The organism is Nonomuraea sp. NPDC048892 (assembly GCF_040649735.1).
GTDB lineage: Bacteria > Actinomycetota > Actinomycetes > Streptosporangiales > Streptosporangiaceae > Nonomuraea > Nonomuraea maheshkhaliensis.
This window is the reverse complement of the sequence record NZ_JBEZFZ010000003.1, coordinates 502,094-520,404: the sequence shown is the minus strand read 5'-3', so window position 1 is coordinate 520,404 and position 18,311 is coordinate 502,094. Positions and strand designations below refer to the sequence as shown.

12 protein-coding genes are annotated in these 18,311 nt (G+C 72.3%); 4 read left to right on the top strand and 8 right to left on the bottom strand.

Annotation, left to right across the window (positions count from 1 at the left end; translation table 11 throughout):
• Positions 1–307: 307 nt before the first annotated feature.
• The 3 genes from AB0C28_RS12070 to AB0C28_RS12060 form a co-directional block, all read right to left on the bottom strand.
• On the bottom strand, positions 308–2,515 hold the full coding sequence (locus tag AB0C28_RS12070; protein ID WP_358073961.1) for a bifunctional SulP family inorganic anion transporter/carbonic anhydrase: 2,208 nt from the start codon (positions 2,513–2,515) through the stop codon (positions 308–310).
• A 105-nt stretch (positions 2,516–2,620) separates the two neighbouring features.
• Complete coding sequence (locus AB0C28_RS12065) at positions 2,621–4,195, bottom strand: hypothetical protein (protein WP_358073958.1); 1,575 nt, start codon at positions 4,193–4,195, stop codon at positions 2,621–2,623.
• Positions 4,196–4,379: 184 nt separating this feature from the next.
• Positions 4,380–4,922, bottom strand: coding sequence for a YbhB/YbcL family Raf kinase inhibitor-like protein (locus tag AB0C28_RS12060; protein ID WP_346101239.1), 543 nt, complete (start codon positions 4,920–4,922; stop codon positions 4,380–4,382).
• A gap of 620 nt (positions 4,923–5,542) precedes the next feature.
• Here AB0C28_RS12060 and AB0C28_RS12055 point away from each other — a divergent pair.
• Complete coding sequence (locus AB0C28_RS12055; protein ID WP_358073954.1) at positions 5,543–6,058, top strand: PH domain-containing protein; 516 nt, start codon at positions 5,543–5,545, stop codon at positions 6,056–6,058.
• Positions 6,059–6,417: 359 nt separating this feature from the next.
• Complete coding sequence (locus AB0C28_RS12050) at positions 6,418–7,893, top strand: PH domain-containing protein (RefSeq protein WP_357844016.1); 1,476 nt, start codon at positions 6,418–6,420, stop codon at positions 7,891–7,893.
• 154 nt (positions 7,894–8,047) lie between these two features.
• On the opposite strand, the gene sepH is transcribed toward AB0C28_RS12050, so the two are convergent.
• Both sepH and AB0C28_RS12040 read right to left on the bottom strand, forming a co-directional pair.
• The gene (gene sepH / locus AB0C28_RS12045; RefSeq protein ID WP_358073951.1) at positions 8,048–11,317 is read right to left on the bottom strand and encodes a septation protein SepH; all 3,270 of its coding nucleotides are present in this window, start codon (positions 11,315–11,317) and stop codon (positions 8,048–8,050) included.
• A 160-nt stretch (positions 11,318–11,477) separates the two neighbouring features.
• A complete protein-coding gene (locus tag AB0C28_RS12040; RefSeq protein ID WP_358073949.1) occupies positions 11,478–12,533 on the bottom strand; it encodes a protease inhibitor I9 family protein in 1,056 nt (351 codons plus the stop codon).
• Positions 12,534–12,652: 119 nt separating this feature from the next.
• Here AB0C28_RS12040 and AB0C28_RS12035 point away from each other — a divergent pair, with 119 nt between their 5' ends.
• The gene (locus AB0C28_RS12035) at positions 12,653–13,564 is read left to right on the top strand and encodes a hypothetical protein (RefSeq protein WP_358073946.1); all 912 of its coding nucleotides are present in this window, start codon (positions 12,653–12,655) and stop codon (positions 13,562–13,564) included.
• Positions 13,565–13,633: 69 nt separating this feature from the next.
• Here AB0C28_RS12035 and AB0C28_RS12030 read toward each other — a convergent pair whose 3' ends face one another.
• Genes AB0C28_RS12030 through AB0C28_RS12020 form a run of 3 tightly spaced genes read right to left on the bottom strand, consistent with a single transcriptional unit; the run spans position 13,634 to position 16,938 of the window.
• A complete protein-coding gene (locus AB0C28_RS12030) occupies positions 13,634–14,911 on the bottom strand; it encodes a D-arabinono-1,4-lactone oxidase (protein WP_358073943.1) in 1,278 nt (425 codons plus the stop codon).
• A 47-nt stretch (positions 14,912–14,958) separates the two neighbouring features.
• Positions 14,959–15,681 (bottom strand): polysaccharide deacetylase family protein, encoded by a 723-nt coding sequence (locus tag AB0C28_RS12025; RefSeq protein WP_357844031.1) that lies wholly within the window; start codon positions 15,679–15,681, stop codon positions 14,959–14,961.
• A 54-nt stretch (positions 15,682–15,735) separates the two neighbouring features.
• Positions 15,736–16,938 carry an MFS transporter gene (locus AB0C28_RS12020; RefSeq protein ID WP_357844034.1) on the bottom strand — a complete coding sequence of 401 codons (1,203 nt, stop codon included), beginning with the start codon at positions 16,936–16,938 and terminating at the stop codon, positions 15,736–15,738.
• 94 nt (positions 16,939–17,032) lie between these two features.
• On the opposite strand from AB0C28_RS12020, the gene AB0C28_RS12015 reads away from it, so the two are divergent.
• A complete protein-coding gene (locus tag AB0C28_RS12015) occupies positions 17,033–18,268 on the top strand; it encodes a lytic transglycosylase domain-containing protein (protein ID WP_358073940.1) in 1,236 nt (411 codons plus the stop codon).
• Positions 18,269–18,311 lie beyond the last annotated feature (43 nt).

The window sequence follows — 18,311 nt, the reverse complement described above, 5'->3', positions numbered from 1 at the left end:
GTGCCCCGGGTTCTGTTTCTAGCAGCTTGCCGGGCTCGGCGCGTTCCGGCCGGGTGAGGGGCGGAGGTGGGTCGCGCTCCGTCCGGCTACCATCGGCGGCCCCGAGAGGGGGCATAGCTCGAACGGCGGGCGCCTCCGCCCCTCCGGCCCCTGGGAGTGAGGACCGGCGTCGCGAGGGGCGCCGTGGGCAACGGGAGCACCTCGCTGGCACCGCGACCCTAACTCCGCCCCTGCCGCCCGTTCTGCGGAGGATTACGCAGAACGGACCTCAATCCCCGGCATCAATCCCCGGCATCAGTTCTCGGCATCAGGCCTCGCCCGCGGCCACTCCGAGCGGCCTGGCCGTGTTCGGGGGGCGCAGTGGCGGCACCATGTGCACCCGCGCCGACCCGATGTCGAAGAACAGCCCCACCAGCTCCAGCTTGCCCGCCCTGACCTGCTCGTCCACCTTGCGGTAGGTGCGCAGGTTCTCCAGCTGCTGCTGCACGTTCACCCGGCACAGCACGTCCAGCGCCCCGCTGTGCAGCCGGTCGCCCTCGGTGTCGATGAACGTGGCCAGGCTGTGGTCACCGTGCCGCAGCCACCTGCGCAGCCCGGGCAGGCTGCCCGCCTGCACCCCGGCGCTCAGCACCCCGGCCATCGCGCCGCAGCCCGAGTGGCCGCACACCGTGATCGTGTGCACGCCCAGCACCTGCGTGGCGTACTCGATGGCCGCCACCATCGAGTCGTCGTGCGGCTCCGAGCCCCTGCGCGGCACCAGGTTGCCGATGTTGCGCACGGTGAACAGGTCGCCGGGACCGCTCGCGGTGATCAGGCTGGGCATGATCCTGGAGTCGGCGCAGGTGATGAACAGGTGGGTCGGCTGCTGCTTGCGGGCCAGCTCGGTGAAGATGGGCCGGACGAGCGGCGCCGTACTGCGGTGATACTCGCGCGCACCGGCCGTGAGCATGCACTCGGGCGAGCCCGTGACGGCCCCGTCCAGCGGGAACGGCTCGGGACGGCGCCGCCGCTGCGCCCACGGCAGCCACCAGCGGTCCGGCGCCTTCGGCGGCGACTTCACGGGCAGCATGTGGGCGCCGCTGGCGGCCAGCGCGTACCACTCGTCGTGCAGCTCGTCGATGTCGACCGTGCCGCCCATGCGTTCGTGGTCGAGCCGCCAGGAGTGGATGGCCTCGAAGGCGCCGTTGTCCATGAAGTCGATGTTCAGATCGAGGTCGACGGCGGTGCCGGCCGGGATCGTGCGCAGCTCGTGCGTCAGCCGGGGCACCCCGAGGAACGTCAGCGACCCCGAGATCGTCACGTGCAGGCGCCCGTCGCGCTCCTCCCGCTTGAGCACGGTCACCCAGGTCAGGCGGCGCAGGGCGAGCAGCGCGGCCAGGGCCAGACCCGCCAGCACGCCCTCGGCCAGGCCGAGCAGGATGACGGTGACCAGCGTGACGACGTACACCGGCACCTCGCCGTGCCCGTGCACCTTCCTGATGTGGCCCAGGTTCACCATCTGCATGCCGATGAACACCAGCAGCGCCGCCAGCGCCTCCAGCGGGATCAGCGTGATCGACCAGCCGAACCCGGTCGCGAACACCAGCACCCACACCCCGTGCAGGATCGCCGACCAGCGAGTACGCCCGCCCGCCGCCACGTTCGCGGTGCTGCGCACGATCACCCCGGCCACCGGCAGGCCGCCGAGCGCGCCGCTGACCATGTTGGCCACGCCCTGGCCGGTCAGCTCCTGGTCGAGGTCGGCACGGCGGCCTGCGTGCATCCCGTCGACCGCGACCGAGCACAGCAGCGACTCGCAGCCGGCCAGCAGCGCCACCAGCAGCACGGAGGCCACCACGAGATGCCAGTCGCCCTGCGGCAGCACCGGGAAGGCCCAGTCGCTGACGCCGCCCGACAGGTCCACCCGCGTGACGTCCCAGCCGAACGCCCACGCCGTCACCGCCGCCGTGAGCAGCGCCGCCAGCGGCGCGGGCACCGCCTTGATCCGCCGGGGCAGGCGCGTCCACAGCGCCAGCACGGTGATCGTGAGCACGCCCACGGCGACCTTGTGGCCGTGCAGGTGCAGGATCTGCCCGGGCAGCTCGATGAGGTTCGCGACGGCGGAGCGCTGCGAGCTGCCGCCCAGCACGATGTGGAGCTGGGAGAGGGCGATGATGACGCCGACCGCGGCCAGCATGCCGTGCAGGACGGCCGGCGACACCGCCAGTGCCGCCCTGGCCGCCTTGAACACGCCCAGGACGAGCTGTACGGCCCCGGCCAGCAGGGTGATCATGCAGGTGGCGCGCCATCCGTACGTGTGCACCAGATCCACGATCACCAGCGACAGGCCGGCGGCCGGGCCGCTCACCTGGACGGCGGAACCGCCCAGCGCGCCCGCCACGATGCCGCCCACCACGGCGGCGATGAGCCCGGCTGTCAGCGGCGCGCCGGAGGCCATCGCGATGCCCAGGGAAAGGGGCACCGCGACGAGGGAAACCACGAGCGAGGCTGGCACGTCGTGCCGGAGGGTGCTCATCCAGCTACTCTGCGTGTCGCGGAACATGGAGCAAACCCTATTGCTCCGTCGACCCCGCTTTAGGGGGGCGTCACGCGGGTTTTACGGATTAATGGGCGCTAAAGATCATCGGTAGTAGTCGTTCGGATAGTCCTGCTCCGGGCCCCGGCGGTGGTTGCCGCGGTTGTTGTCCTGCGCCGGAGGCTGCCCGCCGTACGCGGGCCAGGTGCCCTGGGCGCCGTTGCCCGCGGCCGGAGGCTCGGGCCAGGCGGCGGCGGTGGTGATGTCGCCCGTCTCGTAGGCGCCCGGCCCGAACGGCGACTGCGGCGGCGTCGGGGCCGAGAGCACGTCGTCGTAGTTGGAGACCGCACGGGCGGGCGCGGTCGGGGTGCCGGTCGCGGGGGAGGGGGCGGTGAGCGGGTCGGAGTCGTCGGCCACGGCCCAGCCGGCCCGGACCTCGTAGGAGGCGGGGTAGGAGGAACGCTCGGCGGGCTGCTCGAACGCCGGCCACGAGCTCGCGCCGGGATAGGCGGAGGCCGCGGGGGCGGGGTCGTCGAAGATGTCGGGCGAGGCGGGCCAGGAGCCGGACGTGCTCGCCGCCGCGGGCGGGTAGGTCGACTCACGGGCGTCGGCGCCGCCGTACGCGGGGAACGGGTCGCTCGTCGGCGCGCCGTGGATGGGCGCGGCGGGAACGGCGGGGAAGCTGCCGCTGGAGGCGGGGCTCACCGGGCTCGCCGGGTTGCTCACCACGGGGAACGAGCCGCTGCCGCTCACGGAGGGCTGGGCGGGGAACGAGCCGCTGCCGCCGTTCGCCGGATAGGCGTTGGAGGAGACCCCGTTGGAGGCCACCGGGGTGGGCCTGGTCGCGGGGCGCTCGGCCCGCGCGGGCCGGCTCACGGGCGACGGCTCAGGACGGGTGGGGGCGGGCACCGGCTGGGCGCCCGCGCCGAGGATGCTCATCACGTCGGCCGTCGGGGCCGCGAAGGTCACGGTGCGCTGGTCGGCCAGCTCGGACTGAGCGGGAGTGGCGCGCTTCTGCGGCTCGACCAGGTCGGCCAGGTTGGCGGCGGCGGGCTGACGCTGCGGGAGCGGGGCTTGCACGGTGGCGGCGTTGGGGTCGGCGCCGGCGGTCGCGGGCTGCGGCTTGGCGGAACGGCTCGGCCGCTTGGCGGGCCGCTCGGAACGGCGCTCGGCGGGCCGCTCACGCGGGGCGGTGCGCTCGCGCTCGGCCGGACGCTCGCGCTCGGCCGGACGCTCGGCGGCGGGCCGCTCGGAGGAGGGGGGCCGCTCACGCTCGACGGGACGGGAGGCGCCCTTGCGCGCCGCGACGGTGCCGCCGGCACCGAAACCGCCCTCTTCCGCGTCGCTGCGGATGTTGGCCCAGAACTCCTCGTCGTCGTCGTCCGTGCTCGGGTTGCCCCACTCGTCGACGCCGCGCCTGCCGCGCTGGCCGGTGCGGACCGGCTTCGGCTTCGGCTCGTCGATCGGGCTGAAGTCGGGGCTGAAGTTGGCCATGCGGGGTTCGTGCGCCGCGAACTGGTCCGTCGAGCGCGTGAGCGTGTTCTCCTCTTTCTCGGCCATCTCCTTCAGCCGTTCCGGAGGTAGCGAGCTCTCCCTGCGGTTCATGGAGCGCATGCCCAGTGCCACGACAGCGAGCACGGCGAGCACGACAGCGACCAAGCTGATGACGACCGCGATCATTGCACCACCCTCAAAGTCATGGCCTCCCTCTGGCACCGATGAGATCGCGCGGCCATCGACGCGACCTGCCCCCTTTGATCACCAGTGCCTAACGATTGGATCTGATTGTGTCGGACCACTATGAGAGTTGTCACACCCTACGTGAAGAATTGGTACACCGGTACTACATGTCGTATTTGACTGCTCACTCAATGTTCACCGCGGTGAGCCTGCCGCGGGCGATGGTCTGATCCGCGATCTTCTTCAGAACCTCGGGAAGCTCGGCGCCTCCCGGCAGATCGACCTTGCCGTCCAACGTGTAGACGGTGAACCGGTAGCTGGCCCGGTCCTGGCAGGGGGGCTCGTAGCCCACCTTCCCGCTGGTCACCTTCGCCTGCCCGGACCCCTCGGGGGGATCGGCGGCGGCATCGGGGCCGAGCTCGGTCGTGGTGGCCGGGATGTTGAACAGCACCCAGTGCACGGCCGACTCGGACGACGTATGGCTGTCGACCACGATGGCGATCGACTCCGCCTCGGACAGGGGCTGGCTCGACCAGCGCAGCGGCGGGCTGCCCTGATCACCCCGGCAGGAGTATTCGCGCGGCAGCGGCTCGCCGTCGCGCAGCTCGGGGCTCGCGACGTTGATCTCCGCGATGTCCTTCGCCTCTGACCTGCCGAAAAAGCTGCCGCAACCCGCCAGCGCGAACGCGAGTGCCACCACTGTCACACTGACAGTGATGCGTCGCATGCGTGATGCCGTGTTACACAGCCCCATGCCGGATGATGCTACGCGGGTCTCGGCGGTGCGCAGACCGTTTCTCGATGGTCGGTGGTAGGTAAAGGATCCGAAAACAGCCGGAATGACGGCATCCGGGTAGTGAACTTGGCCACATCGGAGGCGGTGGGAGCGCCAGGCCGGGGGACGATCCGGGCAGGCCGGCGGACCATTTCCGGGCTGCGCGTTCGCGGCCGCCGTGGGTGAGGGCGGGGCGCGGGGTCTCGGACGGCGCTGACGGGGCCATCGTTCCATTAACGGGACGCGGCGAAAAATCGGGTGCGCCAGGTCGGGTCGTTCGACTAAAGGGGCGACGATCGGGGAACGGGGCGACGTTCGGGGAACGCGGCGCGGACGGCGGCTGCCACGTTGCGTTAGGCGCTCGCGCTGTGGTGCGGTCCCCGCGCTGCCCGAGCCTGGCTGGCACGAACGTGGCGCCGCCGACGTGGCCAAGCGCGACAGCCTGCGGCCGGGCCGCCAACGAGCATGCACCCGCGTACGGCCGCCTCGCGGCAGACACGCCGGAGCGTCCGGTGGATCTTTACCGGCCCGCTGGCAGATCGCCCCGGCGGTTCGCACCCTAAGCTGGCTTTGTGACGTCTACTGGCCCGCTGCGCGATCCGGCGAACCGCGTCTCGCCCAAGGCCGTACGGCTGTGGTTGCTGGAGTCGCTGATCGCTTTCGTGTTCTTCGCCGGCATCTCGCTGCTGCTGTCGCGGTGGGCGGGCGGCTGGCCCTGGGTGCCCGACTGGTTCGCCCGCGACCCGTGGCTGCTGCCCGCCGCGGTCGTGGTGCTGACGCTGCCGTTCCTGGCGGCCGAGCCGTTCGTACGGTACGCCGTGCATCGCTGGGAGCTGTCAGGAGACGTCGTCTACGCCAGGTCGGGGTTCCTGACCAGGGAGTGGGTGTTCGTGCCTGTGAGCCGCATCCAGACGGTCGACAAGGGGCAAGGGTGGTTCGAGCGGATGCTCGGTCTGGCCACCCTGGAGATCCGCACGGCGTCCCACGCGGGCTCGTCCACGATCAAGGGGCTCGACTACCGGGTGGCGGCCGGGCTGGCCGAGGAGCTGGCCCGGCGGGCCGAACAGCTGAGGGACGACGCGACATGACCGGCCCTCGTCCCGACGACCCGTCCCCCTCCACCGACCCGTCCCAGCCCACCGGCCCGCGGCCGTCCACCGACCGGCCACGCCCGCATGACGAAGGCCGGCCGCCCACCGCTCCGCCGCCTCCGCCCGCCGTCTCCCCGGCCCCGCCTCACGACGGGCAGCCGTCCGCGGTGTCGCCTCACGAAGGACAGCCATCCGCGTTCCCGCCGCCACTGGGTGACGGGCAGCCTTACGCGCCGGTGCCTCCTCAGGCCGGCGGGTGGTCGTCGCCGTCTGGGCCGCCTCCGGCCGCCCAGGAAGGTGAACGGTTCCCGCCGCCGGGCCATCCAGGCGCGGGACCGTTTCCCGAGCCCCCCGTCGTGCGGGTGCCGCAGCGGCTCAGCCCCAAGGTGCTGCTCATCGACCCGGTGCGCATGCTGCCCTCCCTCCTCCTCCCCCTGGTCGGCGTCCTGTTCGTGGGCGGCTTCTCGGCCAGGTCGTACGGCTACGCCGCCGCGGGCGTCATCGGCGCCGTGGTGTTCGCGATCATCCGCTGGGCCACGTTCACGTACGAGATCGTCGGCGACCGGCTGGAGACCAAGCGCTCGCTGATCAGCCGCTCCGTCCGTACCATCCCGCTGGAACGCATCCGCGGCGTCGACGTCTCCACCCCGCCCATGCACCGGCTGCTCGGCCTGACCATCCTCAAGATCGACACTGGGGCGAGCGGCGGCGAGGAGGAGGCGAAGCTCGCCGGCATCACGCCGGAGGAGGCGGAACGCCTCAAAGCGGTGCTCCTGCGCCGCACCGCCGAGCCCGAGCCGCACGCCCCCGGCGAGGCGGCGCCCGCCGCCACCGGGCCCAGGGAGCGCCCGATCATCGACGTGCCGCGCAGGTGGCTGCTGTACGGGCCGCTCTCGGGCGCGTACCTGCTGACCCCCTTCGCCTTCGCCGGCGGCCTGGTGGGGCTGGCGTTCCAGTGGGGCGACGAGCTCGGGGTCAGCCGGGACACCGCCTGGAGTGCGGGCGAGTGGCTCTGGGAGCACCCCTACCTGCTGCTGGCGCTGGCGTTGCTGCTGGTGGTGGCGATGCCGTTCGCGGGCGGCCTCATGTACGCGATCTTCAACTGGGACTTCAGGCTCAAGCGGCGCGACGGCTACCTCGTGGCCGAGCGCGGGCTGATCAACCGGCGCAGCGTGTCGCTGGAGTCGCAGCGGGTACGCGGCTACGAGATCGTGGACGGCCTGGCCGAACGGTGGGCGGGCGTCACCCGCGTCTGGGCCATCGTCACCGGGCTGGGCGACTCGGAGACGCGGGGGCAACTGCTGCCCGACGTGCCCCGCGACGTGGCCTTCCAGGTGACCGCCGACGCGATCGGCCCCTACCAGGGGGACCTGCGGCCCCATCCGCCCGTGGCGCGCCGCCGGCGGCTGTTCCGCGCCGTCTTCCCGTGGCTCCTGGCCGCTCTGCTCGCCGCCGTCGCCGTCTGGCTCACGGGGGCGGTGCTGTGGTGGGTCCTGCTGGTGCTCCTGCTGGTCATGGCCGGCGTCGGGGTGCCGCTCGGGCTCGACCGCTACGCCTCACTGGGTCACGGCTACGACGGGGTACGCCTGTCGGTACGGTCGGGCTCGATGCGTCGCGCCCAGGCCGTGGTCGAACGCCGGGCCGTGGTGGGCTGGCGGCTGCGGCAGACGTGGTTCCAGCGGCAGGCCGGGGTCCTCACGCTGATCGCCGGGGTCGGGGCCGGCAAGGGGGGCTACTCGGCGATCGACGTGTCGCTGCCGCAGGCGGTGGGTTTCCCCGCCGAGGTGACACCGGAGTGGCTCGCCCCCTTCCTGGAACGCGCCGAACCCTGACCGGGGGCTCATCCTGGACCCCCGTGGCCGGTGACTCGGAACCAGCTCCCTGGCAGGTGACCAGTTACGTGGCCCGGTTGGCCCGGCGACCGAGTTACCTGGCCCGGTGATCCGGTGACGGCCGTTCTGACCTGAGCGGTCTGGCTCGTCCTGATCAGTCCTGGCGGCGGGCGCCGAACATGATCTCGTCCCAGGTCGGCACCGAGGCCCGGCGGCCCCTCGAACCCTTGCGCGCCTGACGGGCGGCCGGAGCGGGCGGCGGAGAGGGCACCGGCACGGCCGGGTCCTCCTTCGGCTCGTCCTTGGCCGCCCGCGCCGCCGGTACCGCCGGAGCGGGCTTCGGCTTGGGCGCCGGGGGCTTGCTCTCCCGAACCGGCTGCTCGGGCTCGGCCCGACCTGCCTTCTTCTGCGCCGCCAGCTTCGCCGGGGTCGGCCTCTCCGGTTCGGTCGCCGGCTCAGGCGCGTCTTCGGAGGCGGGCGTCGCGTCCTGAACGGTCGCCGCCTCGGCAGCGGGCGCCGGGTCGGGAGCGCGTGCGGGCTCAGGAGCGGGCGTCGGCTCGGGAACGGAGACTGTCTCAGGAGCAACAGCGGCCTCGGGGGCGGGCGTCGCTTCAGGAGCCGACGTCGTCTCGGTGACGGCAGCGGCCTCAGCAGCCGACGTCGTCTCGTCACCGGTGGACGACTCGGCGGCTGCGGACGTTTCGGCGATTGCGGACGCTTCGGTGGCGGCTACTTCCGGAGTGGGCACCTCGTCGGTGACCTTCGCGGCTGCGGCCGGGGCCTCGGCGGCGCTCGTGCCCTCGGGAGCCGCAGCGGTTGCCGGAGTCGTCTCGGCGGCGGCCGACGCAGCGGCTGCCTTCGTCTCAGTGGCCGCCGTCGCTGCCTCGGGAGCAACCTCCTCGGGAGCATCCGTGGATTCGGCGGCAGTCGTGGATCCGGCAGTTGCCGGGGTCTCGGATGCGGCTTCGGGCTTGCTAGCAGTTTCGCTTGCGGCTGTGGAGGCGGGAGCGGACGTGGTCTGCGCCGGGACCGTGCCCTCGGCCGTGGCTGCGGCTGTTGTCTCGGACGTGGGCGTCGTCCCAGATGCGGTGGTCACTTCGCCGGCGACCGGCTTCTCGCTGTTGACCGGCTGCTCGGTGACGACCGACTGCTCGACGGCGGCGGTTGCAGTTTCCGGGGATCCGGCCGTGGCGGTTTCGTCGCTCTTGGCGGTCTCGACGGTAGCGGCCGGCTTGTCGGCTTCGACGGCCTTTGTGTCGGTGGCCTCGACGGCGGTTTCGTCGCTTGCGACGGGCTGGGCCGGTGCGGGTCCGGACCCGAGCTCGGCCTGGGCCTCGGTCCCGGTGGCCATGGCCTTCGCAGCGGGAGTGGGCGTCGCGGCGGGAGCGGGCGTCGTCTCCGGGGTGGCCGTGGTGGTGGGCTCTGCGGTGGTGGGGTGTCCGACCACTTCCACCGTGACGTCGGTGGAGGCGGCCGGTGCCACGGATGCGGTGGCCGCTTCCGTGGCGGTCTGGGAGGCGTCCTCCGTCGTGGGAACGGCTGCGCCTGCCTCGGCCTGGCTCTCGGCGGACCCGGACTCGGCCCTGGCGGGCGTCTGCGCGTCGGCGGCGGTCGCGGCGACGGCCTTCTCCGCGAGCTCGGCGGGCGTGACGACGGACGGGCCCGTGGCGGGCGGCGCGTCGGCCCGGACAACGGCCGTCTCAGCGTGCGCGGCCGTCTCAGCCTGGGCACTCGTCTCAGCCTGGGCACTCGTCTCAGCCTGGGCACTCGCCTCAGCCTGGGCGCTCGGCTCAGCCTGGACGGTCGGCGGCGTGGGCTGGGCAGCCTGGACCTCGGGCTGGGCGATGCTCGTCTCGGCCTGGGCGGTCGGTTCCGGGTGGTGGGCCGGGGACGTGGGCTGGGCGGACGGCGACTCGGACTGGGTGATCGCCGTGTCGTGCAGGTCGGCGGCCGGCTGGTCCCGGGCCGGCGAGAGCGCGTCGGCGGGCGCATCCGGCCGCACCGCCTGCTGGTTCTGGACGGGCGTGAACTCCTGGCCGGCCGGTCGGCCGTCAGAGGCGGGCCTCTGCGTGCCAGGCCGGTCCTCGACGAACGCGGGCCCGTCCGCGGGGCGCTGGTCGTCCGCAAACGCGGGCCTGTGCGTGGTGCGCTGGTCCTCGGTGGACGTAGCCCCCTGAGCTGTGCGCCGGTCGTCGGTGGACGCGGGCCTCTGTGCGGGGCGCTGGTCGTCGGCGGTGGTGAAGCGCTGGTCGGGTGTGGGGGTGTCGTCGATGGGCGGCCGAGGGGCAGGGCGGGAGGACGGCGGCCCGGCGGGGGCGTAGATGGAGTCGGTCTCGCGGTCGCCGGAGCGGCCCGCGCCGAAGTCGGGCAGCCATGGCGAAGACCCGCCGCGGCGGGACGAGGTGTCGCCGGGGCGGGTGTGGCCGGTTTCGCGGGCCGGAGGTTCGGGCCGGTAGGGCTCGCGTACGGAGTCCTGCCGGTGGCCGGGATCCTGCGGGCGGCCGGAGTCGGCGCGGTGGCCCGGGTCGGGACGGTGGCCGGAGTCGGCGCGGTGGCCGGAGTCTCTGGCCGGGGAGTCGTGGCGTGCGGCCGGCTCCTCGCCGTGGTCGAAGTCGTGGCGCGGGGCGAAGGGCGCCTCGCGCGGCGGCGTCTCGGGCGGCCGCGTGTAGGCGGTCTCCGGCGACCGGACCGGCGGGGTGTAGCCGACGGCGGGCTCCTCCGGCTCGCGGCGCACCACCGACGGGAACGGCAGCGCGTCGGAGGCGAGCGGCGGCACCGGCTGCAGCTTGGCCACCCGCGGCGCGAACGGCATCACCGTGGTGTCCTCCACCACGGCGGGATCGGGGTCGAAGTCAGCGGACGACAGGCGCAGGGCCTCGTCGTCGTGGGGTGTCACGTGGCGCTTGCGCGGGTCGAAGAGCCACTCGGCGTGGCGCGTGTGACCGTTCCACACGTAGCCGAGCTTGACCCGCCACAGGCCGTCGTCGCGCTTGGCGGAGTCCCAGTCGATCTCGTCGGTGGGCACGCCGCGCCTGGTCAGCCGCTCCGCGACGAGGTCGCCGAGCGTCGGCCCCGGGGCAGACTCGCCCGGCATCCGTACGGCCACACGTTGCGCCTGCTGGGCGACGTACTCCCGCTCCTGCAGCACCGGCCCCTCGAACCAGCGGACGCGCTCGACGGGGATCCCGGCGGTCGCCGCGATCTCCTCCGCCGTCTCTCCAGCTCGGATGCGGGCCTGGATCTCCTTGGGGCGCAACGGGCTCTCCACTTCGATCTCGTACTGGCCGAGACGGGAGAAGTTGCCGCGGACGGCAGCACGGAGCCGGTCGTCCACGGGAAGCGTGAAGCGCGTACCCCGTCCGGCAGTAGCCAGCACGAGGTAGGTGCCGTCCTCACTTACCGCGACGAGTCGGAGCTCCTGCATGCGAGTCCCTTCGTCAGCGTCGCCATTCTTCCCCCGGACCCTTGAGTCTCTCGCGTGTGCCGGTTGCCTGCCAGCACCGTACCCGGCATGTCCGAACATCGCCTTCCTGGGATAGCCCGCAGGCGTTGTGACGCCGGTCACATTTGTGGAATCCATCACTCTAGAGCCCGCCATCGCGCATGAGGAGGTTAGATCCCGTCGGCGGGTTCTGGCGAATCGCGCCGCGGGAGGGCGTGCACTTCAGCCATGAGGCGAGCGCGGCGGGGCCGGCTTCGGGGTGAAGTTCCAGGTGACGGGCGGCGGCCCCGGCTAGGTACGGCGTCTGCGGAGAGTATGCCCGGCCGTCCGGAGTGACGTGACATGTGCCGGTGGAGGAGGCTCCGACCACGAACACGCCCTTACGTACCAGCGACCGTGCGGCGCGGTCGAGAGCGGGGGAGCCGGCGCCGTCGATCGCCATGCTCGCCACGGAGGGTCCTCTGGCGTGCCTGCGGATCCAGTCCAGCCCGGCCAGGACGTCGGACAGCGTGCCGGAGCCGCCGCAGCCGAGCACCCGCACCGAGGCGAGGCCGGCCTTCGGCGCGACACTGTGTGTGCGGGAGGCGGACTGCGTGCCGTGGCCGCCGCAGTCGCGTCCGGTGCCGCCGGTGGCGTCGAACGCCCGCCAGGCCCGCTCCCCGAAGCCCCGCCGGTCAGCCCCTTCACCGGTCGTCGAGCCGGTCTCGTCGCCGGTGTCCCTGTCTGTTTCGCCGCCGGTCCCTCTGCCCGTTCCAGCGCTCGTCCCAGTGCTCGTCTCCGCGCCCGTATCCACGCCGCTGTCCACGACGTACACGGTGACGCCCGCGCCGTCCGCCTCCACCGCGTACGGGCGGGAGGGTCTGACGCCGGTCATGGGACGGATCTGGCGGTCGGGCTCGATAGAGCGGACCCGCCGGTCGGCGCGCAGGTCGGCCAGTTCGGCGGCGGTGAGGAAGGTGGCGAAGCCAGGCAGCGCCGAGGTGTAGTAGCGGCGCACCCGCCAGCGCACCTCGCCGACGAGATCGCGGGCGGCCACCCGGCTGCGGGCGATGACGATGTACGGGCGGGCGGGCTCGGACAGCGAGGGATGCAGGGCGAGACCCGAGGCGGGCGTCATGGCGGAGGGTACGGCGGTCGCGGCGGCCGTGGCCACGGCCGCGGCGAGGTAAACGGAGGGCAGGCCGAGTCGTCGGGGCACGAGCTATAAGGGTGCCTGTCGCGCAGGTCACAGGAACAACAGGACACGCACTCGCGTCTATTCACGAGACAGCTCTTTACCAACACCGAACGCATGGCGAGAGAGGACTGAACCGGGGGATGAGTGACGGGCAGCGGGGGTTCGAGCTGAGCGTCCCACAGATCCTGGGCAGTGCCCTGGCCGCGGTGACGGCCGCGGTGGCCGCGTCGTACCTCGGCGTGGCGGGCACGGTGATCGGGGCGGCGGTCGTCAGCGTCGCCAGTACGGTCGCGACGGCGATCTACACGCACTATCTCAAGCGCACCGGAGAGCGGGTCAAACAGCACACACTGGTGCCAAAGGGGGGACGCGACCCAGAACAGGGCCTGCTGGCCGCCGCCGCACACGCGACCAGGGCCGACGCCGACAGGGAGACGACTCCGCACGCGGCCTCGAATGACGAGGGCGCCGCACGGCACGAGACCCCGGCCGACGGCGACACGCCGGACGCGACCTCGGGTGACGGCAGGTCCACGCTGGTGATGCCGGTCGTACGCGGGCCGGGGCGCGGGCTGCCGTGGGCGAAGGTCGGTGTGGCGGCGGCGACGGTGTTCGCGGTCAGCATGGGGAGCATCCTGGCCTACCAGGCGCTGGCCGAGCGGACGGTGCACGAGCAGGTCACCGGCAAGGCGCCGGTGAAGGCACGCGAGGACAGGACGCCGGCCACCCGCGAGCCGGAGAGCCGGGCGCCCGCGTACCCGCCGCACACCCTCACGACGGAGCCGGAGACGCCGACGCTCACCCCGACACCGACCCCGACGCCGAGTGCGACGCGGAGCAGGACGCCGGCCGGGCGTCCCACGTCCGAGCCGACGCCCACGCGGCCGGAGCCGGTGACGCCGTCGCAGGGAACGACGGAGGCGCCGCCGCAGGAGCAGCCCGAGCAGCCGGACGGCACCGACGAGACGCCGACGGCCACCGCGGAGCCGTCCCCGCAGACGGGCCAGGACGAGGCCGACGATCATCCCGCCGGCCGGGACGACCTGCGGTGAACCGCCGTCCGGCCGGTGATGGCCGCCCGGAGGCGGTCCTGGGCGGTTCGTGGAGGCTCGCCGCTGGGGCTAGCCGAGCACCGTGTCCAGGTAATCGTTGGTGAACAGGCGCCCCGGGTCGAGGCGGTCGCGCAGGGCGAGGAAGTCGGCGTGGCGCGGGTACACCTTGGCCAGGTACGCGGCGTCGCGCGTGTGCAGCTTGCCCCAGTGGGGCCGGCCGTCGAAGCGGGTCATGATCTCCTCGACGCCCTCGAAGTAGGCGGGGTTCGGCGTCGGCCGGTAGACGTGGCAGGCGACGTACGCCGTCGGCCGCCCGTACGCGGTGGACAGCCACGCGTCGCTGGGCGGCGTCACCCGCACCTCCACCGGAAAGGTGATCCTCCAGTCCATCCGCCCGATCAGGTCCCCGGTCTCACGCAGGGCCTGGGCCAGGCGCTCGCGCGGGACGGCATACTCCATCTCCAGGAAACGCACGTCCCGCCGCGCCGTGAACACCTTGTACGAGGCGTCCACCGACTCGGAGTCGCCCAGCGCCGCCGCGCTGACGGCGTTGATCTTCGGGATCAGCCCGGGCAGGCGGGCGCCGAGCGCGCAGGCGGCGCCGAAGACGGTGTTCTCCAGGAACACGTTGTCCAGCCAGTGCCGCAGCACGCCGGGCGGCCGGGCCGGGCCGGGGCTGCGGTTGTTGGTCTTGACCAGGCAGGCGTCGGTGTGCGGCAGCCAGAAGAAGTCGAGGTGCTCGTTCGCCGCGGTGAGGTCGTCGAGCGAGCGCAGGATGTCGCTGAGCGCGAGCTTGCGGCGCCGCTGGTGCAGCAGGAACGCGGGCTCGACCCGGAACGTCACGGCCGTCAGCACCCCGAGGGCGCCGAGCCCCACGCGGGCCGCGTCGAAGAGGTCGTCGCCGGGCGCGGCGGTGGTCACGGAGCCGTCGGCGAGGACGAGCTCCAGCTCGGCGACCTGGTCGGCGAGGCCGCCGCTGTCGCGGCCGGTGCCGTGGGTGCCGGTCTGGATGGCGCCGGCGACGGTCTGCTCGGTGATGTCGCCCATGTTCGCCAGGGCCAGGCCGCGTTCTGCGAGCAGTTCGTTGAGCGCGCGCAGCGGGGTGCCGGCCGCGACGGTGACGAGGCCGTCGGCGTACGACCTGATCCCGGTAAGCGCGCCGGGGCGGAGCATGATGCCGTCGGTCAGGGCCACTCCGGTGAAGGAGTGGCCCGTCCCGATCATGCGGATGCGCCGCCCTGAGGCGGCGGCGTCCCGGACGGCGCGTACGACGTCCTCGACGGAGGCTGGCGTACGCACCTCGGCAGGGGTGCCCGACTGGTTGCGCGCCCAGTTCACGAAGGTCACGAGCACCCCTTGGGAAAGAGCATCGTTCCGTTAGACGCGAACGATACTCACTTCTCCCAGCCTTCTGGAACGGGGAAGATGTCGCCGGGCTCGAGGTTCTGGCTCTTGATCACGTCGGAGACCGTCACCAGGTGGTAGCCCTTGTGCTTGAGCGTCTTGATGAGCGAGGGCATGCCGTCCACGGTCTGCTTGACCCAGTCGTGCATCAGGATGATGCCGTTGGGCTTGGCCACGGCCAGCGTCTGCTTCTGGATGGCCTTGACGTTCTTGGAGCTCCAGTCCTGCGAACCGGCGGTCCACAGGATCATCGGCATGCCGAACTCGGCGGCGATGTCGGAGACCTGGAGGTCGGCCAGCCCGTACGGCGGGCGCAGCAGCTTGGGCTCGACACCCGCCGCCTTCTTCACCGCGTCCTGGGTCTTCTGGATCTCGCTCTTGATGGTCCCGGCCTCGCTCTTGGTGAAGTCGGGGTGGCTGTAGCTGTGGTTGCCGAGCTCGTGGCCCTCGGCGGCCATGCGCTTGACGTAGGAGGGGCGGCTCTTCACGTATTGGCCCTCAAGGAAGAACGTCGCCTTGGCGTCGTACTTCTTGAGCGTGTCGAGCAGCGTGCCGGCGTACTTGCCCGGTCCGTCGTCGAAGGTCAGCGCGATGCACTTGACCTGCGAACAGTCGATGGGCTCCTTCTTCGGCGCCTGAGCCGACGCGGGCGCCGGGGCGACGGCGACGCAGACAGCCGCGATTGCTAGAAGTGATGTGATTCGTCGGGACATAACAAATGCTTCCGGTGTGATGGGTGTTGCGAGGGATGTCCCGACGGTAGCGGATCACGTCTGCGACGGTGAAGGAGCCTCGGGAAGTCTCAGCAAACCCGAACCTCCGATCCCGACCGCCACGGCCAGGGCGGCGGCGCAGACGGAGAAGACGTACGCGCTTGAGGCGCCGTACGACTCGGTGAGAGCCCCGCCCGCCCACGAGCCCAGCGCCACCCCGAACCCGATCGCGGTCGAGATCCAGGCCATGCCCTCGGTGAGCAGCGACTGCGGCACCATCCGCTCGGTGATCGAGAAGACCGTGATGAGCGTCGGGGAGATGGCGAACCCGGCCAGGAACAGCGCCCCCGCCATGATCCACGGGCTGCCGATGAACATGATCGGCACCAGCCCCACCACGAACAGTCCGAGCGCCCTGACGAACCGCTTGCGCAGCGGGATCCGCCAGTTCCGCGAGCCGAACCAGAGCCCCGACACCATCGACCCGCCCGCGAAGGCGGCCAGCAGGAACCCGGAGACCCCCTTCACGCCGTGCTCGTCGGCGAAGGCCACCGTGATCAGGTCGACCGACCCGAAGATCGCGCCCAGCGCCAGGGAGACGCAGGCCAGCAGGGCGATGCCGGGGATCAGGATGGGCGAGCCCGCCGACGACCTGATCTCCTGCACGGGCGGCTGGGTGTCTCGCTGCGTCGCCAGCGCCAGGCTGCCGGCCAGCATGCACAGCAGCGCCACGATCAGCCCCGCGTACGGGTTCACGCTGGTCGCCAGCACCGTGACCAGCGCGGGCCCGGTGACGAAGACGACCTCGTCGGCCACCGACTCGAACGCGAACGCGGTGTGCAGCCGGCCGGAGCCGCCGTAGATGACCGACCAGCGGGCCCGCACCATCGAGCCGATCGACAGCGAGGTCGCGCCCACGACGAGCCCGCTGGCGTAGAACGTCCAGTCGGGCAGCCCCCACCCGGCGAAGCCCATCATGGCCGCCAGCGCGACCGCGTTGACGACCGCGAACGGCGGGATCACCCGCCCCTGCCCGAATCTGTCCACGAGCCGGCCCGACAGCGGCGCGGCGATGGCGAAGGCCACGTTGGTGGTGGCGGCGACCGCCCCGGCGGTGGCGTAGGAGCCGGTCAGGGTGGAGATCAGCAGGATGATGCCGATGCCGAGCATCGACATCGGCATCCGGCCGATGAACCCGGCCAGCACGAACGCTTTGACGCCGGGCCTGTCGAACAACCCCCGGTAAGGCCCGACCACGCTGTTTCCCCCTTACTAAAAAGCAGCTAACCATTGCGCACCGTATGTCCGGATGGCAAGTCGGTTTCTGGTGGGGTGAGTTAACGTGTCCCGGGTGTCGGGTCTTCCCTCGTTCCGTGCGGTCATGCTCATGGTCATCGCGGTGCTCGCCGCCACGGTGGCGGCCGGCGGGGTCGTCGTGCTCGTGAGCGACGACGTGGTCGGCAGCACGGTCGGCAGCACGCAGGAGCCGCCCGTACGCGGGAAGCCGAGCCCGAGTCAGTCACCCGCGCCCCGCCTCGACCAGCTCGTCCCCACCGCGGCACCAGTAAAGGACCCGGTCAGAGACCTCGCGCGGGCGGGCACCAAGGTCACCGCGACGCCGCCGCGCGTGCTGGCCATCGCCCCCGGCACCGTGCCCAAGCAGACCAGGTTCCGCCTCGGCGAGCTCGCGAGCGTGCGCAAGGCGACCGTGGTGGACGCGGGCGCGGTCAAGGTGTCGGGCACCTCGATCAACCTGCTGGCGGTGGACCCGGCGGACTTCCGCTCATGGACGCCGCAGCCCGTCGCCGACCAGCCCGCGGTGTGGCAGGCGCTGGCCAGGGGCGAGCTCGTGACCGACGCGGCCGCGATGCGCAAGTTCGGCATGATCCTCGGCGCCGTGTACCAGGTGGACGGCGGGCCCCGGCTGCGCGTCGCGGCCTCGGCCCCGCTCGGGCTGCACGGCGTGGACGGGCTCGTGAGCGCCGATCTGGGCAGGCGGCTGGGGTTCGCACAGGGGGTGGCGGTGCTGCTGCACGGCAAGGCGGGCAAGATCCGCGAGTCGGGCGTACGCCGGCTGCTCGGCAAGAGCGCCCAGATCGTCATGCTGGACGCCTCCGCCCGCACCGCCAAGCAGCGCCAGCCTACCCAGCAGCAGCCCGCCCAGGACCAGCCCGCCCAGGGCCAGCCGCAGCAGGTCACCGTCGGCCGCCCCGGCAGCTACCTGGAGCTCTACAAGGCCTCGGCCACCCGCTGCCCCGGCCTGTCCTGGACGGTGCTGGCCGCGATCGGGCAGGTGGAGAGCAGCCACGGGCGCAACAACGGCCCTTCGAGCGCGGGCGCTCTCGGGCCGATGCAGTTCATGCCCGCCACCTGGAAGCACTACGGCGTCGACGGCGACGGGGACGGCAAGAAGGACATCTGGAGCCCGTACGACGCCGTGCCCGGCGCCGCCAACTACCTGTGCGCGAACAAGGCCGGCCAGGGCGGCGAGCGGCTGCGCAAGGCGATCTGGTTCTACAACCACTCGTGGGACTACGTGAACAAGGTCATGGGCATCGCCGAGGCGTACGCCCGCACCTACGCCTGAGCGCCGCACCACGCCTGAGCGCCCGCACCTACGCCTGAGCGGA

Bases quoted from the DNA above. Each gene is read 5' to 3' on its own strand.
- AB0C28_RS12025 (WP_357844031.1), bottom strand. From the start codon at position 15,681: ATGTCCCGACGAATCACATCACTTCTAGCAATCGCGGCTGTCTGCGTC.
- AB0C28_RS12060 (WP_346101239.1), bottom strand. From the start codon at position 4,922: ATGCGACGCATCACTGTCAGTGTGACAGTGGTGGCACTCGCGTTCGCG.
- AB0C28_RS12035 (WP_358073946.1), top strand. From the start codon at position 12,653: ATGAGTGACGGGCAGCGGGGGTTCGAGCTGAGCGTCCCACAGATCCTG.
- AB0C28_RS12070 (WP_358073961.1), bottom strand. From the start codon at position 2,515: ATGAGCACCCTCCGGCACGACGTGCCAGCCTCGCTCGTGGTTTCCCTC.
- AB0C28_RS12065 (WP_358073958.1), bottom strand. From the start codon at position 4,195: ATGATCGCGGTCGTCATCAGCTTGGTCGCTGTCGTGCTCGCCGTGCTC.
- sepH (WP_358073951.1), bottom strand. From the start codon at position 11,317: ATGCAGGAGCTCCGACTCGTCGCGGTAAGTGAGGACGGCACCTACCTC.